The sequence below is a fragment of the Sphingobacteriaceae bacterium GW460-11-11-14-LB5 genome (genome assembly GCA_002151545.1).
Classification (GTDB): Bacteria; Bacteroidota; Bacteroidia; order Sphingobacteriales; family Sphingobacteriaceae; genus Pedobacter.
In genome coordinates this window covers 1,643,734-1,660,575 of the sequence record CP021237.1, presented here as the reverse complement: position 1 = coordinate 1,660,575, position 16,842 = coordinate 1,643,734, and the positions used below count along the sequence as shown (strand labels likewise).

At 39.5% G+C, this 16,842-nt stretch carries 14 protein-coding genes; 7 read left to right on the top strand and 7 right to left on the bottom strand.

Going from position 1 to position 16,842, the window contains the following annotated elements; all coding sequences use genetic code 11:
* Window positions 1–69: 69 nt before the first annotated feature.
* Window positions 70–2,337 (top strand): alpha-mannosidase, encoded by a 2,268-nt coding sequence (locus CA265_06725; protein ID ARS39360.1) that lies wholly within the window; start codon window positions 70–72, stop codon window positions 2,335–2,337.
* 197 nt (window positions 2,338–2,534) lie between these two features.
* Here CA265_06725 and CA265_06720 read toward each other — a convergent pair whose 3' ends face one another.
* Entirely contained in the window at window positions 2,535–2,723 is a 189-nt protein-coding gene (locus tag CA265_06720; GenBank protein ID ARS39359.1) for a hypothetical protein, read from the bottom strand.
* A gap of 111 nt (window positions 2,724–2,834) precedes the next feature.
* Here CA265_06720 and CA265_06715 point away from each other — a divergent pair, with 111 nt between their 5' ends.
* From CA265_06715 to CA265_06705, 3 genes are all read left to right on the top strand, one after another.
* Window positions 2,835–4,235: a hypothetical protein gene (locus tag CA265_06715; GenBank protein ARS39358.1), complete on the top strand. Its 1,401-nt coding sequence runs from the start codon at window positions 2,835–2,837 to the stop codon at window positions 4,233–4,235.
* A gap of 169 nt (window positions 4,236–4,404) precedes the next feature.
* Window positions 4,405–4,827 (top strand): hypothetical protein, encoded by a 423-nt coding sequence (locus CA265_06710; GenBank protein ARS39357.1) that lies wholly within the window; start codon window positions 4,405–4,407, stop codon window positions 4,825–4,827.
* Window positions 4,828–5,022: 195 nt separating this feature from the next.
* Window positions 5,023–5,292: a hypothetical protein gene (locus CA265_06705; GenBank protein ID ARS39356.1), complete on the top strand. Its 270-nt coding sequence runs from the start codon at window positions 5,023–5,025 to the stop codon at window positions 5,290–5,292.
* 100 nt (window positions 5,293–5,392) lie between these two features.
* On the opposite strand, the gene CA265_06700 is transcribed toward CA265_06705, so the two are convergent.
* From CA265_06700 to CA265_06675, 6 genes are all read right to left on the bottom strand, one after another.
* Entirely contained in the window at window positions 5,393–6,904 is a 1,512-nt protein-coding gene (locus tag CA265_06700) for an alpha-L-fucosidase (GenBank protein ARS39355.1), read from the bottom strand.
* A gap of 133 nt (window positions 6,905–7,037) precedes the next feature.
* A complete protein-coding gene (locus CA265_06695) occupies window positions 7,038–7,997 on the bottom strand; it encodes a hypothetical protein (protein ARS39354.1) in 960 nt (319 codons plus the stop codon).
* Between the two features lie 25 nt (window positions 7,998–8,022).
* Window positions 8,023–9,690, bottom strand: a complete 1,668-nt coding sequence (locus tag CA265_06690; GenBank protein ARS39353.1) for a hypothetical protein — start codon at window positions 9,688–9,690, stop codon at window positions 8,023–8,025.
* A gap of 23 nt (window positions 9,691–9,713) precedes the next feature.
* A complete protein-coding gene (locus CA265_06685; protein ID ARS39352.1) occupies window positions 9,714–13,163 on the bottom strand; it encodes a hypothetical protein in 3,450 nt (1,149 codons plus the stop codon).
* Window positions 13,164–13,342: 179 nt separating this feature from the next.
* Window positions 13,343–14,497: a hypothetical protein gene (locus tag CA265_06680; GenBank protein ID ARS39351.1), complete on the bottom strand. Its 1,155-nt coding sequence runs from the start codon at window positions 14,495–14,497 to the stop codon at window positions 13,343–13,345.
* 71 nt (window positions 14,498–14,568) lie between these two features.
* Window positions 14,569–15,144: a hypothetical protein gene (locus tag CA265_06675; protein ARS39350.1), complete on the bottom strand. Its 576-nt coding sequence runs from the start codon at window positions 15,142–15,144 to the stop codon at window positions 14,569–14,571.
* Window positions 15,145–15,248: 104 nt separating this feature from the next.
* On the opposite strand from CA265_06675, the gene CA265_06670 reads away from it, so the two are divergent.
* The 3 genes from CA265_06670 (at window position 15,249) to CA265_06660 (ending at window position 16,816) form a co-directional block, all read left to right on the top strand.
* On the top strand, window positions 15,249–15,431 hold the full coding sequence (locus tag CA265_06670; GenBank protein ARS39349.1) for a hypothetical protein: 183 nt from the start codon (window positions 15,249–15,251) through the stop codon (window positions 15,429–15,431).
* A gap of 77 nt (window positions 15,432–15,508) precedes the next feature.
* A complete protein-coding gene (locus CA265_06665; protein ID ARS39348.1) occupies window positions 15,509–16,129 on the top strand; it encodes a Crp/Fnr family transcriptional regulator in 621 nt (206 codons plus the stop codon).
* 27 nt (window positions 16,130–16,156) lie between these two features.
* The gene (locus tag CA265_06660) at window positions 16,157–16,816 is read left to right on the top strand and encodes a hypothetical protein (protein ID ARS39347.1); all 660 of its coding nucleotides are present in this window, start codon (window positions 16,157–16,159) and stop codon (window positions 16,814–16,816) included.
* Window positions 16,817–16,842 lie beyond the last annotated feature (26 nt).

The window sequence follows — 16,842 nt, the reverse complement described above, 5'->3', positions numbered from 1 at the left end:
ATCCATTATTTCTATATGTTGCTAACTGATTTAAAAAAGATAACATCAAATTATAAAAAGAGACTATAATTGCTGTTCCTTTTAGCTGCAGCTAGCACTTATACCGATGTTACATATGCACAGCAGCAGCATTTAATTCCTTATGTTCAACCCTTTTCGGGTACTTCGGCAAGCACTACACTGGCAAGTCAGCACATCGAAGATAAAACAGAGCGTTTGGCCAATACCATCCCAGCGGTTGCGCCACCATTCAGCATGACCCAGTGGACTCCACAAACACAACTGACTGAAAAAAAATGCCTTGCCCCTTATTATTATAACAACAAAAAATTTTATGGCTTTAGGGCAACACACTGGATTAGCGGTTCATGTACGCAGGATTATGGAAGCTTTACCATAATGCCCATTTCTGGCCAGCTTAAAACCAAATCAGCTCATTATGCAGAAGATTATATACACGAAAACGAAGTTTCTACCCCTTCCTATTATAAGTTAAAATTACCTCAGCATCAATTGTTGACAGAAATTACAGCCAGTCTTAGAAGCGGTGTAATGCGAATCACCGCGCTAAAAACAGATAGCGTTTATATCCTGGTTACACCCAACAGCGATCAAAACAAGGGTTTTATTCAAATTGATGCAGAAAAAGGTGAAATTTCCGGTTATAATCCTGTTCACCGGATTTATCAGGGATGGGGAACACCTGCGGGCTTTAGTGGTTATTTCTTCATCCGTTTTAAAAAAGTCTTTACTTCAGCAGGGGTTTATAGCGAGGGCCATATTTTCAATCAGCAAAGTATCAGCAACAAAAAAGACATTGGTGCTTTTGCAGGCTTTAAACTGCAAAAGGGGGAGCAACTCATCGTGTATTCAGGCACATCATTTACCAGTATCGATGCAGCCAGGGCAAACCTGGAAAGTGAAATTAAACATGATACCTTCGATACGGTGTTGGCACGAACGAATCAGATTTGGGAAAAATCGTTATCACAGGTAAACATTACAGATACCAATGAAAAAGGAAAAAAAATCTTTTACACGGCCCTTTATCATGCCATGCAACATCCCAGGTTATACAATGATGTAGATGGGAAATATCCACAGTTTGATGGGAAATATCAGAACAAAACCATAAATAAAGGCGATTATTATGATGATTTTTCGATGTGGGATATTTACCGCGCACAACTGCCCTTAGTTGAACTACTGAAACCCGATTTAGCGAATAGCTTTGTTCAATCAATGATCTTAAAAGGCCAGCAAGGTGGCTGGATGCCGATTTTCCCCTGCTGGAACAATTATACTGCCGCCATGATTGGCGATCACGCTACCGCCTTTATCGCCTCGGCTTACAATAAAGGCATCCGTAATTACGATATTAATGAAGCCTACCGGCTGATGCGACAGAATGCCTTTCAAATGCCCGATTCGGTTGATTATTTGAATGGAAAAGGCAGGCGTGGCATTAACAGTTACTTAAAATACGGCTATATCCCAATGGAAGACAGTATCCCTGATGCTTTTCATAAAAGGGAACAGGTGAGCCGGACTTTAGAATATGCTTATGATGATTATGCCCTTGCCAGCATAGCTAAAGATTTGGGCAAAGAAGCCGATTACCGGCAACTGTTGAAACGATCATTTAACTACCGGAACGTTTTTGATCCAAAGGTGGGAATGGTTCGGGGGCGTTTTTCTAATGGAAACTGGTATAATCCTTTTTATCCCGATCACCGTGAGCCCTATATTACGGAAGGAACCCCAAGACAGTATACTTTTTACGTACCTCATGATATGCCCGGATTGATTAAATTAATGGGCGGAAGCAAAAAACTCGAAAATGAACTGGATGCTCTTTTCGACAAGAAGGAATACTGGCATGGGAACGAACCTGGTCACCAGATCCCCTTTTTATATAATTATACCGCTTCACCCTGGAAAACCCAGCTGCAGGTATCGCGCATTCTGGCAGAAGAGTATGGTGAAGGTGCTGGTGGTTTAAGTGGTAACGACGATGCCGGACAGATGTCGGCATGGTATGTTTTTGCAGCACTCGGCTTTTATCCGGTAGATCCCGTTTCAGGCAATTATCAACTCACCAGCCCCCTGTTTAAGCAAACCATCATTTCATTTAATAACGGCAAAAAATTAACCATTATAGCCATTAAAAAGAGTAAAAAATCTATTTATAGCTCAAAAATCACTTTAAATGGAAAGACTTTTACCAAAAACCAGATTACACATCAATCGCTGGTTCAGGGCGGCAAATTGGTCTTTTATCTGGAAGATCAACCGGCCATGCTTCGAATCCTGAAAAACCAGTCTAAACAGCAGTAAGCCTAAATGAATATCTACGCAGTTAATTTCTAAATAAAATCAAGGTCATGAGTAGCGCACTTAGTACCAGGATAAAAAGTATCATCCTTTTAGGGAAGATGCTTTCAGGCACCTCATTCTCGGTTTTATCTGATGTATTTAAAGTTTTCTTTTCCACCTTCATTGTTATCATGGTATAGGTGTTGATTTGACTATATCTATGCCAAAAAGATTAACAGCAGAAAAATTTTATCTTTATTCTTGAGGATACCGCCCAGCAGTATGTTAACCACATACTCACCATCAATTTCATTGATATAAAGGTTAGCGGCCCTCCATAAAACACACAAGCAACTACCAGATTGGGCAATTGCTTGCAGAACTGCATTTGAGGTGGAAAATGCCAAAAATGATTATCTTAGTAAAGAAGACTAAAGAGCTGCTATCTGTGCTGAAGGATAAATCTGATTGATTTAAATGCTTAAATACATGACGCTTTAACACTCAAATAAATTAATATGCGATCAACTACCCTTTTTCGAGCTAAAAACAGACTTACTTTCTCCCTTGTCTTTTTGAATATGATATTGATCTGCCAAAGTTCCTACGCTCAGCTAAATCATGTTACAGACTCTGTTCGTATAAAAAATAGCTTTTGGAATTCAAAGCCAGTCAGGGTTTCTGTTGTTCCCGCCCTATTGCTGGCAGGAAGTGCAGCCACATGGGGAATAAGAAAAGATGTACGCAGTTTTCGCAACCGCTACCTGCCGACCTTCCGATACCATTATGACGACTATTTGCAGTATGCCCCTGTGGTAACCGTATTAGGGTTGAATGCTGCAGGAGTGAAAGGAAAGCATAAAATGGGTAGAGCACTTGTTTCCTATGCTTTCTCCGCAGTAATTATGGCTTCGGTAGTGAATACAGTAAAATATACTGCAAAAGTTGAGCGGCCTGATGGAAGTTCAAAAAATTCATATCCATCAGGGCACACGGCCAATTCTTTTATGAATGCTACATTTCTGCATAAGGAATATGGCCAGTACCGTTCTCCGCTGTATAGTGTAGGTGCCTACACCGCTGCTACGGCTACTGCAGTGGGCAGGGAATTGAACAACCGTCATTGGATCTCCGATGTGCTGGCGGGTGCCGGAATTGGCATCCTATCAACAGAACTTGGGTATATTGTTGCAGATAAAATTTTTAAAGAAAACGGCACACATATCAAGTTAACGAATAATCATGTCCCTGTACGTCTTAAACCTAGTTTCATCGAGCTTAAATTAGGCTATGCTCAAGCTTTGAGTAAAGACCTTACCGCACGATCTGAAGATCTTTTTGCAAGAGGTGGTTTTAATTTTGGTATAGATGGTGCCTGGTTTTTTAGCCAGAATTTCGGGATTGGCGGAGAGTTCGCTTTTTCAAGTTTCCCAATAAACGACGACAACCTCAAATTCAACGACATAGATATCCCAACCGTTAGCGAAGGGCATTATACCCAGCCAATGGGCATCCGTTATATTCATGCAGGTCCGTATTTTAATATTCCGCTCGCCAGAAACTGGTTTATAACCGGAAAACTAGGTGCCGGAACAGCTGTAGGCGCACAAGGTGAAATCATCCTGAACCTACGGGAAGATTTCCAGGGGCTTTTCGGTACAGTAGAATTACCTTATTTCAGATACAAACCCGAAAGTTCTTTCAGCTGGTCAGCAGGTGCAGGGATCCAGAAACAGATCAAAAGAAATATTGGGATCAAAGCCTATGTTAATTATTTTAATTCAGATAACGACTTCAAACTTGATATAATAGAAGAGATCGACCAGGATGGTACTTATCGTTTCAAAGACTATGGGATGGAAAAAGTTAAATTTGACAACCTAGCCTTTGGATTGAGTCTCACCGCTTATCTCTGGTAATCAAGTCATTCATTAATCTGTATCTATGGAGACCTTCACCCACATCAAAACTGTTCTCGGTATTATTCTGGGGCTAAGCATCACGCACTCATTAAAAGGTGTAGTTAAAATCATTGAGCACCCAGATCGGCTAAAACCATACATCACACACTTGTTGTGGGCTTTTTATATGTTTTTAAGTACGGTGTACTTTTGGTGGTTTGAGGTTCACTTAACCGAAATAAAACATTGGGATTTTCTAAAATACCTGTTTTTGGTGATTTATGTGATCACTTACTACACCTTAGCTGCTTTGCTGTTTCCAGAAGATATGAGGGATTACAAAGATTATAAAACCTATTTTTTGTCGCGGAAAAAGTGGTTTTATTCTATCCTGGCTGTACTCTTTTTATTTGATGCTGTAGATACTTATTTAAAAGGCCCTGGTTATCATACAGAAATGTTAAAAGTTTATCCCATCAGAGAGTTTATTCACATTATTGCTTGCCTTAACGCTGCAAGAACAAACAATAAATGGGTGCATCTGATTACCGTATCAGCATTTATTATATTTCAGTGTTACTGGATACTAAATTACTATATGAATGGTTAAATAAACGTTGCTTTACATGTTAGAAAAAACACACTTCGCCATTTTTTACTTAAAAACAAATCCCCCACTAAACGCTTAACAAATAAACAACAAGCTGCTAACCTTAAGGAAACATAGATGGGCTAAATTAGAAATGCGTTTGTATGCTCTAAGCAGAAAACAGGTAAATAACATGTTTCAATAAAACAGCAAGCTATGAAACCGCAGGCCCGAACGATCCCCGGAAAACTTGTAGATTTTGATTACAACAGGTACCGGCTGCCAACCTTTGTCATGCAATTTAAACCCTCCGTTTATCAGGATGGCGATTGCTATTATGCGGTATTATCCTTTGAAGAGGAACACGATGTTTCAGGCCTTGGTACTTCTCCCGAAGATGCATTGATAGACTGGAATGATAAAGTATGCGAAATGCTTGCCTTATCTGCCCCCTTACGTACATCGTTAAATGCCAAAAACAAATAAATTACCTATAACCAAATTGACTACTTGACCTTTTGTACTTTAGCCTTTTAAAAAATGCTGCCCTAAAATAAGGCAGCTTAAGCTGGTTATAAATTAAAACTTAATATTTTTCATCCAAAAGATACAATCCAAATTCTGCAAGCGAAGGGTTCAATCTTGACGATAAAATCTTAAACCTTACTTTCTTTGTGGTAACTTCATTAAATTTTAATAAGCGCTTATAACCTACAGTGCTTGCTGAAGTGAAATTTATCCATTCTTTACCATCAAAATATTCTGCTTCAAATTTCTCTATGCGTTGTCCGATGGCAATATTTTCCTGTAACGACAATACATTAAAGGTTACAGCTTTAGCCCAGTTTAATTCGATTGTTGTTGTGGTATCTTTGCCCGGTGTGGTAAAGTAAGTATTCAATTTCCCGTCAAATAAAGTCTTTATGTTTTTACCGGATGTAGCACTAACCGTTGCTGTTTTGGCGATATTATTCGAGAATGTGCTCCTCATTTTTTGTCCAAAGGCAGCTAAATTTTTAACATCACTATCCGCAATTAAACCTTTTGTATTGGGTGGAATATTTAAAAGTAAAACCCCGTTTCTACCTACTGATGTAAAATAGATATCCATTAACTTCTTAGGTGTTTTTACTTTAGCATCTTCATTGGTGTGGTAAAACCATCCCGGACGAATACTTACATCTGTTTCGGCCGGATACCAGACTAAACCTGTTGCATTGATCAATTTACTTCTGCTGCCACGGTCCTGGTCTTTGTATGAACCTGATAAGGTTGGGATTACATTTACCTCCTTCTGTGATAATGCTGCGATTTTCTCCTGGCTCTGTTCAGCCATAGGCAGAACACTCCATTCTGTTTCGCGACCAACACCTGTTTCTGTACCTACCCAGCGTACATCAGGTCCCTGTACAGCGATAACCGCCTGGGGCTGCAGTTTTCTAATTAGCGTATACCAGGTATTAAAATCGTAAACCTGTTTTTTGCCATTGGGTCCTTCTCCGTTTGCTCCGTCAAACCAAACCTCATCTACCTTACCGTATTGGGTTAGCAGTTCGGTTAATTGGTTTACGAAATAAGTATTGTAAGCATCTGATCCATAAGATGGGTTATTACGATCCCAGGGTGATAAATAAACACCAAAACCGATATTATATTTCCTGCAGGCATCTGCAACTTCTTTTACGACATCTCCTTTGCCATTTTTGTATGCAGTATTTTTTATACTATGCTCCGTAAATTTACTTGGCCATAAGCAAAAACCATCATGGTGTTTAGCAGTGATTATGGCCTGTTTAAAACCAGCCGCTTTAATGGCTTTAACCCATTGTTCGGCATCGAGCAGCTCGGGATTGAATTTAGATATATCTTCTTTACCATCGCCCCATTCACGATCGGTAAAAGTGTTGATCCCAAAATGAAAAAAGGCAGTTAGCTCTAATGTTTGCCAGCGCAGCTGCCTGGGTGATGGCACAACATTGGCCGCCTTAGCTATTATAGTACTTTGATTATCTGCTTTGGAAATACTTACAATGCTTTTTTGTTGCCCATAAGCATGAGCAGTTAACAATAAGGATAATACAATTAGTGTTCTCTTCATTTGTTTATTTAATCGTTTGTGTGTTAAGTTTTGTTTTTTGATAAAGTATTGATCTACAGATAAAAAAAGGCCCTCCCTAAGAAGGGCCCCAATTTAACTAAACCAACTAACCTAAAAAGGCTAATTAAGGATTTTAATAAGCGCCAATTTCTGCAATCTGGGCAAACTGGTTGGTATCGTACATTTCCAGCACATTAAACTTGAAATACCGTGCATTAACCGTACTGCTAAAATTAAGCTTCTGCCTCGCACTGCTTTTGTCAAATGAATAGGTGCCCTGGTCTTTCCATATTGAATTATCTGTACTAACCGCTATATTTATTTTTTTTGCACTCGCACCACTTCGTGGAATAAACCAAACCCCATGCATCACCTGGGTGGCAGACATATCAATAGTGACCGAATGCGGTAGTACAGGCTGTGCGTTCTGCCATTGTGAATGCCAGAATGTAGCATTGTTATTGTCGAGTACAAAAACAGCCCTGCCATTGTTAGGCCCCTCACCGCTGGACTCCTGCGAATCGAAATCGGTTATTGTCCAGCCCGCCCGGCTAAATGGAGGAGTTGGATCTTTCTCAACATGAAAATAAGCGGTCTTCATATTGTTATTTACTTCATACCCTGTATTACCCATAATGCTAACAGGTAACAGATACCCCGTTTGACTAATATCAAATAAAGATGGATAAACTGCAATTTTAAACAGCACTGTAGTCTGCCCCGCTTTAATGGTTGCATTTGTTGCTGGTATTTTATAATAAGCAGAAGGCATCAATGCATACTGTTTATTATTTTTATTGGCCAGGTATGTATTGAAAGCATTCTGATCTAGACCTATCGTCACGCTCATATCGCTACCTGAAGGGTTGCCGATATTGGCCGATACTGAAATCGTATCTGTGGTTTTTGACAGATCGAGATTGAGTAGCGCTGCATCAAAATAGTTTAAGCCACTACTGGCCAGATTAAAAAATTTCGTAGCAGGGTAAGCCATTACCAGCGAATTGCCATTAGGAGCCGCCTCGTAATCCTTTTTTTTGCAAGCGCTAAATATGATGACTGTAATACACGTTAATAAGAATATCTTTTTCATTTCTTTTATGATTTAAGCATTAAAACTACCAACCAGGATTTTGCGGCAATAATTTAGGGTTTAATGTTGTTTCCTGGATCGGCAGCGGATAGAGGTACATTTTATCATTCCAGGATCTCGCAGTTATGTCAGTGTAAACACGGATATAGTTATTTGCATCAACTACGATACCACTTACCTGGCTTGCAGGATACTGTGCTTTTAGTGCAGGCGTAAGTTTCATACCTAAAATGGTTTCAGCTTTATTGATCTGTGTGCCTGCTTTCCAGCGCAATAAATCGTCAAACCTAAAGCCTTCCTGCGCAAGCTCTATCCTGCGTTCTCTCCTGATCTCATCCAAGAGGACTGGAAGAGAGGGAAAATCAGAGTTAGGATCTTTAACCAATGTGGAAACAACCATATTGGCCATACCTACCCTTGCCCTTATTTTATTGATCGTATTATCGATAACGGTTTGATCTGCCTCACCCAACTCAGCTTTTGCTTCGGCATAAATAAGCAATGTTTCTGCATACCTAAAAATAAACAGATCTAATGTAGACTGATTGGCATTGAACTGTAAGGGGTCAGCACTCCGGTATTTTACACTCGAATAACCTGTTACCGTTCCTGGGATACGCGGCAAAGTCATTGCATCGGTAGTGCCATCTGCATTACGGGTTACTACAAAACCTCTCGACATGATCAGCTGTGTATATCGCGGGTCGCGGTTTGTACTCTCGTTATCGGGCGTATCATCATTCACATAAAGTGGGCTTAATGCTGTAGGTTTCCCATCTTTGCATAAAAACGACCTTACAAAATTCTTACTGAAACTTGGCGGTATATCGCTTATTTGCCGGGTTGTATTGTGCATCGTTACATCTTTGAGGTATCTCCTAGCCATAATCGCTTCTTTGTTACCCCTTAACTCTTCCTGTAAAAAAAGATTATAATAATCACTTGCCGGATTATTTGTTGAATAAATGGCATAAGCACTAGCAGAATTCATTACTGCAAGAGCTGCATCAGCTGCCGCCCTCAGGTAAGGGGCTTCATCTCCTAAATTATGATACTTTCTATAGGTACCCTCCCATAAACATATCCTTGACTTCAGTGCATTGGCAATATCTTTGTTTAAGCGGTCCTGTTCTGCATTTGCGGGATTCGGAAGGTAGGCCACTGCAAAATTTAAGTCGTTTAAAACCGAATCCATTACTATTTTTCTTGGTGTACGCGGGTTATAAAGTTCAGGAGAGGTTTCCGTTAAATCTTTGCTTAACCAGGGTACATCGCCAAAGCGGACAACTCTGCGCCAATAAGCATAGGCCCTGAAAAACCTGATCTCTGCAGCATAAATATTCTTTACTGAAGCAGATACTTCGGCCTTCTGATAACGGGCAAGGAAGTAATTGAGCTGCCTGACAGTTGTCCAGTTCCAGTTTGCATCGGTATTGGGCACTACATAATTTCCATTCAGAAAAGAATCCTTGTCTCTTGGTACAAAATTATCAGAGTTGTTATCTGTATTAAAAGTCTGAACCAGTAGCGTTGAATAAAAGTTGTTTGCATATAATTTCAGATCATTCTCATTCTTAAAGAACGTCTGTTCACTGATCTGATCTAAGGGATACCTGTCAAGAAAATCTTTTCTGCAGGCCTGCAGTGATACCACGATGATCAGTAAAATCGTTAAATATGAATATTTTTTCATTGTAATAGTTTTAAGTGATTACGCTAAAAGCCCAGTTGCAGACCAAATGAGAAACTTTTGCTTAGTGGATAATTCGTTGTGCCTAATAATTCAGGATCAAAGCCTTCGTTGAGCTCGGTGATGGTAAACAGGTTCTGTCCGGTGGCATATATCCTTAACTTACTGATCTTTGCTTTTTTAAGTAATGCATTATTAAATGTATAGCCCAACGTAAGCTGTTTGATACGGGCATAGGCTGCATTTTGTTTATACTTACTCTGGGTTGCAAAATTACCACCGCCACCAAACCTCAACCTAGGATAATAGGCCTCTGTATTGCTTGGTGTCCAATAATCCATGTTATAGTTCATTGGAACTGCATATTCGCTGGTGAAACCCCAGAAGTAGTTTCCCCCAAGCCAAAAGTCTCTTTTTAAAGTGCCTTGAACAAAGCCGGTAAAATCAAATCCCTTATAATTCAAACCTAAGTTTAAGCCAAACTGGTAACGGGGAGCATTGTTTCCCAGTACTTTTTGATCGCCTGGATTGCCCAATGTATTGGTGCCGTAATCAATTTTGCCGTTTCCATCCAAATCGACATATTTAAGGTCACCAGCCAGCCATTTCCCACCCCATACCTGTGCCTGGTTAGTTGCTGCAGCCTCTGCATCACTGTTGAAGAAACGATCGGTAACTAATCCCCACACCTCACCAATTTTTTGACCGTTGTAATAGTCTGACAGACTTCCCGTAGGATTGTTTTCATATTTTGTAACGACAGCTTGATTATCGGAAAGAGCCAAACGAAGGTTATAGTTTAGATCTGAAACAATTTTATCTTTCCAGCCAACTGATAATTCCCAGCCTTTGGTACGCACATCTGCAGAATTTCGTTGTGGAACAGCAGTGCCCAATACGGCAGGTACAGCAAAGCCAGGTCTCAAAATTCCTTTGGTATCTCTTTGGTAGAGATCGAATGACAGATCCAACTTATTCTTAAATGCAGTTAAATCAAGTCCAATATTTTTACTGGTTACCTTTTCCCAGGTAAAACTGGTACTTACCAAACCTGGCGCAGTTACCACATTCCCCTTCTGGCTGCCAAATATATAACTGCTCTGGCCGGTAGGCATGGTTACGATGTAGGGATAATTCGATCCGGAAACTTGATTTGGCGATGTACCATAAGATCCACGGATTTTTAAATCACTAATCACCGATTTTATTGGTTCAAAGAAACTTTCGGAAGAAACACGCCAGCCAAGAGAAACAGATGGCGTAAATACGGTACGCTGTCCTTTTGCGTAGCGTGATGTAGCATCCTGCCTACCTGTTACTTGCAGCAGGTACTTGTTTTTATAATCGTAGTTAAACCGTAAAAAAGCACCTTGTACAGCCCATTCAGAGAGTGAATTTCCCACCGCAGAAGAAACGGCTGTTGCATCAGAATTTGGTGTTAGACTGATAAGGCCTGGATCGAGCTGGTTGTTGGCAATTACATTAAAAGAATTGGCCTGTTTTAATTCTTCATTATACCCAACCATCAACTTTACACTGTGATCGTTAAAAAATGTATTGCCATATTCTGCATAAACATTTATGGCATGATAGTTATCACTTGCATTACTGCGAAAAATCCGGTCAGGTGTGGTCCAGGGGTAAGTGCCAAGCAAAACCCCGTTTACACCATATTCGTTAAATTTCTTAAACTGTGTTGTGATGTTTTCTGCGTAATTGTTCCAGGTTAGATCGCCTACCACCTTAAAGTTTTTAAGTGGCTTTAACACAAATCCGCCGGTGAGCCAAAGGTCATTTTTAACATCGGTTGCGCGTCCATTCTGAGCCATCACCCCCACCATATTGGTATAGTTTCCCTGACCTGCATAATTCCCATCAGGATGCTTCACAGGCATTACCGGACGTAGATCGGTTGGAATAAAAGCAAAATCGAATGTTGCTCCTGTCGTTCCAGGTACATTTGCCGTATTGTAGGTGGTCCTGTTTAAAGTGCTCTTGAAGTTAAGATCCAACCAGGAAGTTACCTCAGCGCTTAGCTTTAAGGTTGCATTATAACGGTTAAATTTTTGGTCAGCCTCTTTTAATAAACCTGTTTGATTTAAATTACCCAAGCTGGCCATATAGGCAATCTTACCCTGTCCTCCGCTTATCGAAATGTTATTATCTAACATTGGTGCCCATCCAGGATATAATACATCAAGCCAATTGGTATTGCCTACATAACGGTATTTATTTGGATTTGAAGGATCTGGATAAACGGGAGAATTATTTGCTGGATCATTAAAGTATTTGACCGTCATTTCCAGATCTTTATCAGTAAATGGCTCGCCTGCTGCAGTGCCCCCGTTTTTACCAGTTTGATCAGCTTCCATAAACATGCGTACATAATCTACAGAGTTGAGGTATTGAGGCAAGTAAGTTTGTCTGGAAGAACTGTAAGCACTGTTTACGCTAAACTTTGGCGCTGTGTTCTTATTAGGATTTTTTGTTGTGATCAGCAATACGCCAAAAGCAGCACGGCTACCATATATGGCAACGGCGCCTGCATCTTTTAATAAGGAAACACTCTCTACATCAGAGGGATTGATCAAATTAGGATCCATTACCACCCCATCTACCAAAACCAATGGATCTCCGCCATTCATAGACGTAAAACCACGTATATTAAAGGAAGCACCTTTACCGGGAGCGCCATTATTTAAATTAATATTAAGATTGGGTAAAACACCCTGAAGACCTTGTGCCAGATTTACCAATGGCCGGTTTTCTAAAACCTCACCACTAACGGTTGCAACAGAACTTACCAGATTTGTTTTTTTCTGTGTACCATAACCTACAACTACAACATCAGTCAAGCTACTACTTGATGTTTTTAACTGCACGTTAACCTCTGTTTTACCAGTTACAGCCACTTCTTGCGTCTCGTAGCCTATATAACTGAAAACCAATGTAACCGGCCCATCAGGAGCAGAAATCGAATAAATACCAGATCCATTAGTTAGCGAAGCAATAGACGAACCTTTTACTTTCACACTCACGCCAGGCAGCCCCAATCCTTTTTCGTCCTTTACCGTTCCTTTAATCTCACTATAAATTTTAATGGTATTAAGGGCGGTTTTCCGCTGTAAGACAATGTTTTTATCAACTATGGTGTAGGTTAAAGGCTGATCTTTAAAACAGGCATCAAGAGCCTGTTGTAAAGAGGCGTTATTTAAAGATAAATTAACATTATGTGTTCCCTGTAGCAGATCATTTTCATACCAGATTACGTATTTAGTTTGTTTCTGGATAACTGAAAATGCCTTTTTTAAAGAAATATTTCTTTCCGATAAGGTTACCTGTTGTGCAAAACCTGTTGCAGATGCCTGCACACAAATTAATACGGTAAAAAGAAAAGTGAGCTTCATGGTTAGAATTATTTTAAAAAGTAGCCTGTGCTTTTTACGCATAGGTTTATAAGGCGTATAAAAATTCATACATTTAAGGATTATTTGGTTATTAAATTATTAGCATAGTTTACCGTTTCGGCGGAAGGTTAATCAAATACTACCGGTGGTGTTCGCAGCACTGCCGGTTCTTAATTAACCCAGTTCGGTTTAGGTTGGTTAGTTTTTTCTCATATTTTGTTAGTTGGTTAGTATTAGGTTAGCTACAATCAGGGACTTACTATAATTTTTCTGCCCTCCATTTTAAAGTTTATATGACTCAGTTCCAGTATTTTCAGGAGCGCTGATAAATTGGCTTCCCTTGAGATTCCTCCGGTAAACAACCTTTTGGGAATTACACCCCGATATTCAACATCCAGATCGTACCACCTAGAAACCTGGCGCATTATGCTTTTCAGGTCTTGGTCTACAAATAGCGTCTGACCGTTTTTCCATGCTATCGATTCATTTACATCTACCTGGTTAATAACTATTTGCCCTGCATCCGTTAGCTCAGCCTGTTCTCCCGGTTTTAGCAGATTATTAAAGTTATTGTTTGCAATTTTTACCGATCCTTCTATCAAGGTCGTTTTGATAACAGGCTCATCATCAAAGGCCATAATATTAAAATGAGTTCCTAAAACGAGCACTTCTGCCCTGTCATTTATACGCACTAAAAAAGGAATTTTCTTATCCCTGGCCACCTCGAAATAAGCTTCTCCCTTGAGTTCGACCCTACGGGTTTTCATTGATGCAAATGATGCAGGGTATTTTAATGAGGAAGAAGAATTTAGCCACACATGTGTACCATCTGGTAAAAGCACCTGATACTGTCCTCCTCTCGGTGTTTCAATAGTATTAAAGTTAGTAGCCGCCTGATCTTTTGGCTGGTCAATAACTTTATAGATCAATTGGTGATCGGCTGTTTTGGTAATCTCAACTCCCGCCTGACTGGCCAGTTTACCGCTAAGTGCATCGTTAAGCAGAATACGTTTTCCGCTGGATAAAGTCAGATAAGCCTTATCTGTCCCGGGTTTTGCATCTTTAACGATATTTTGAGAAATATCCTGTTCTGTTTTATTATTATTGTTGGTGGTAATGAAATAAGTACCTAAACACAAAAGTATTGATGCTGCTATGGCTAAACGTTTCCACAAGCTTAAAGACCATGTTTTTTGTCCGGAAGCAATTTGATTCTTAATTTTTCTTAAAATTTCCAACCGATGCTCATCTTCAGTAAAATCCACCTTAAACTGTGACAGATCAGGCTTTTCGGGGTTAGAACTAAACCATTGATCAAACTCCAGTTCCTCAGCAGGATTTAGGCTTCCATTAAGGTATTTATTTGCTAATTCCTGTAACCGGATTGGATCAAACTTGGTCATTTCTATTTGGTTTATATATACAGGTACCCTGAAGTATATAAATGACTCAAATTATTTCAAAAAAAAATCCATTAAAGTAAAAAACCGCACAGAAAGGTATCTAAGCCGGCCCTTAAGATTTTTTTTGTTCTCACTAACTGAGAGTTTACCGCCTTTTCTGTCATATTTAAAGATTGTGCAATTTCCCGGTGACTCATTCCTTCATCTTTATTCATCCTATAGATCAATGATGTTTTTTCGGGTAAGGCACAGATTAGTTTTTCCAGTCTGTCTCTTAGCTCCTCAAAATCAAGGTACTGCTGCGTAGAATCATCTAATACATCTGCTGAAACGGCCATATTCTCCTGGTATATACGGATGGATCTTAGTTTATCCAAGAATTTAATAACGCGGTATTTAACGGAAACGAACAGATAATTATTGAAAGAGGTATTAATTACAAGTACTTCTCTTCTATTCCATAGTGATACAAAAATATCCTGAACTATGTTTTCTGCTTCGTTCAGATCACCTGATTTATGTACAGCAAGGCTCAGCGTTTTTTTCCAGTAACGGTTGTACAGCTCTTCAAAAGCAGTATGATTTGATTCTTTTAATAAAAGAACCAGCTCATCATCAGTTAAGGAAGGCAGTATTTGATTCCGCATTGAATTTTTATCAGGTTAATGAAAAGCTGTAAATTGTAAAAAAAATGGTATGCTGAAATACAATCAGTACACTTTACCATCATCATTTGTTCTGTTTTTTCAGCATGCAAACTGAAACGCTATTATTAGAAACCGGGAGACAACATATAAGCATTACGATTTATGAAAATAAGGCTAAACACAGGTTGTTTATTAAATGTATTTGGCAAAACGTTCACTTTAATAAGCATAAGATCCTTGTAAAAAAATCAAAAATAGAAACAGGAGAAGCAAGTAGGCTCAACTAATTTCGAACAACGAAAATTTGAAAAGTTTAGGCTTTTAATTACTTTTATCATCATCCGAAAAGCTAAACTAAAGAATCATGGCCGGCGCACAGGAAAACAGCAAATGGGACTCCTATAATGGTGCTTCCCCACTTATTGCCCTATACAATAGCTTTCATCCCCTAACTGTAGAAATGGAGGCATTAATCGATTCCCTCACCTTTCCGGTAAGTTTTCGTAAAAACAGATACATTATTTCGCCAATAGACCGTAACAGATATCTTTACCTGATTTTAAAAGGAGTAGTAAGGGGATTCTACAAGGATTCGGGAACTGAAATTACTTCATGGATATGCCAGGAATATGAAATTGTAGGAACCATCCGCAATCTATGGACTGCTGAAGAATCAGACGAATACCTTCAGGCCATAGAAGATGTGGAACTGATTGCCATACCTCATGAGCTCACTACTATGCTTTATAAAAATTTTCCAGAGGCAAACATTATTGGGAGAAAGATTATGGAGCTTCATTACAGAGGGGCCTACGACAGGGGTTTTATCTGCCAGATCCCATCTGCTACGGGGCGTTATAAACACCTGCTTCAAGCCTTTCCCTGGATGATTGACCGTGTGCCGCTCCGATACGTCGCTTCATTTATCGGACTACGACTGGAAACGCTCAGTAGGATCCGATCAAGCGAAAACAAAAAAACATAAGACTGCTTTTGCGTATTTTTAATTTAATTGTTTACCATTTATCTTGAAGAAGGCATGAAAATATTAAAGGCTGCTGACGCATTTGACAAATCGGCAAAAATATACCAGGAAAAATTCATGGATGTTAGTTTATATGCTGAACCCTTCAAGGTCTTTTTTGACAATATAGCAGCAGATGATGCCCGTGTTTTTGATATTGCCTGCGGCCCTGGAAACATCACCAAATACCTATTGGATAAGCAACCAGGTTACCAGGTTTTAGGAATCGATCTGTCGTCAAAAATGCTCGGCCTTGCCCAGGCCAATAATCCTAAGGCTCAATTTCAACTTATGGATTGCCGTGAGATTGACACCATTAAAGAGAAATTTAACGGGATTACCTGCGGCTTTTGCCTGCCCTATTTAACACAGCAGGAAACCATTAAACTAATTTCAAATGTTTCTAAGTTGTTAAAACCAGGTGGTGTTTTTTATTTGAGTACCATGGAAGAAGACGAAAATAATAAATCGAGGTATCAAATATCCAGCACCGGCGACAAAGTGTACGTAAATTACCATAGCGAAGATTACTTATCTACAGCCCTCGAGCAGAACAACTTTGAAACGCTCCTCCTCAAACGCTATGATTCTCCTGGTCAGGGTGATCTGGTCATTACAGATCTGGTATTGGTCTGTAAAATTAAATAGCACATTAACATCGATCTCCTATCCTT

Coding starts and splice junctions, on each gene's coding strand:
- CA265_06680 (ARS39351.1), bottom strand. CDS start 14,497: ATGACCAAGTTTGATCCAATCCGGTTACAGGAATTAGCAAATAAATAC.
- CA265_06690 (ARS39353.1), bottom strand. CDS start 9,690: ATGAAAAAATATTCATATTTAACGATTTTACTGATCATCGTGGTATCA.
- CA265_06715 (ARS39358.1), top strand. CDS start 2,835: ATGCGATCAACTACCCTTTTTCGAGCTAAAAACAGACTTACTTTCTCC.
- CA265_06685 (ARS39352.1), bottom strand. CDS start 13,163: ATGAATTTTTATACGCCTTATAAACCTATGCGTAAAAAGCACAGGCTA.
- CA265_06675 (ARS39350.1), bottom strand. CDS start 15,144: ATGCGGAATCAAATACTGCCTTCCTTAACTGATGATGAGCTGGTTCTT.
- CA265_06695 (ARS39354.1), bottom strand. CDS start 7,997: ATGAAAAAGATATTCTTATTAACGTGTATTACAGTCATCATATTTAGC.
- CA265_06705 (ARS39356.1), top strand. CDS start 5,023: ATGAAACCGCAGGCCCGAACGATCCCCGGAAAACTTGTAGATTTTGAT.
- CA265_06665 (ARS39348.1), top strand. CDS start 15,509: ATGGCCGGCGCACAGGAAAACAGCAAATGGGACTCCTATAATGGTGCT.
- CA265_06710 (ARS39357.1), top strand. CDS start 4,405: ATGTTTTTAAGTACGGTGTACTTTTGGTGGTTTGAGGTTCACTTAACC.
- CA265_06670 (ARS39349.1), top strand. CDS start 15,249: ATGCAAACTGAAACGCTATTATTAGAAACCGGGAGACAACATATAAGC.
- CA265_06700 (ARS39355.1), bottom strand. CDS start 6,904: ATGAAGAGAACACTAATTGTATTATCCTTATTGTTAACTGCTCATGCT.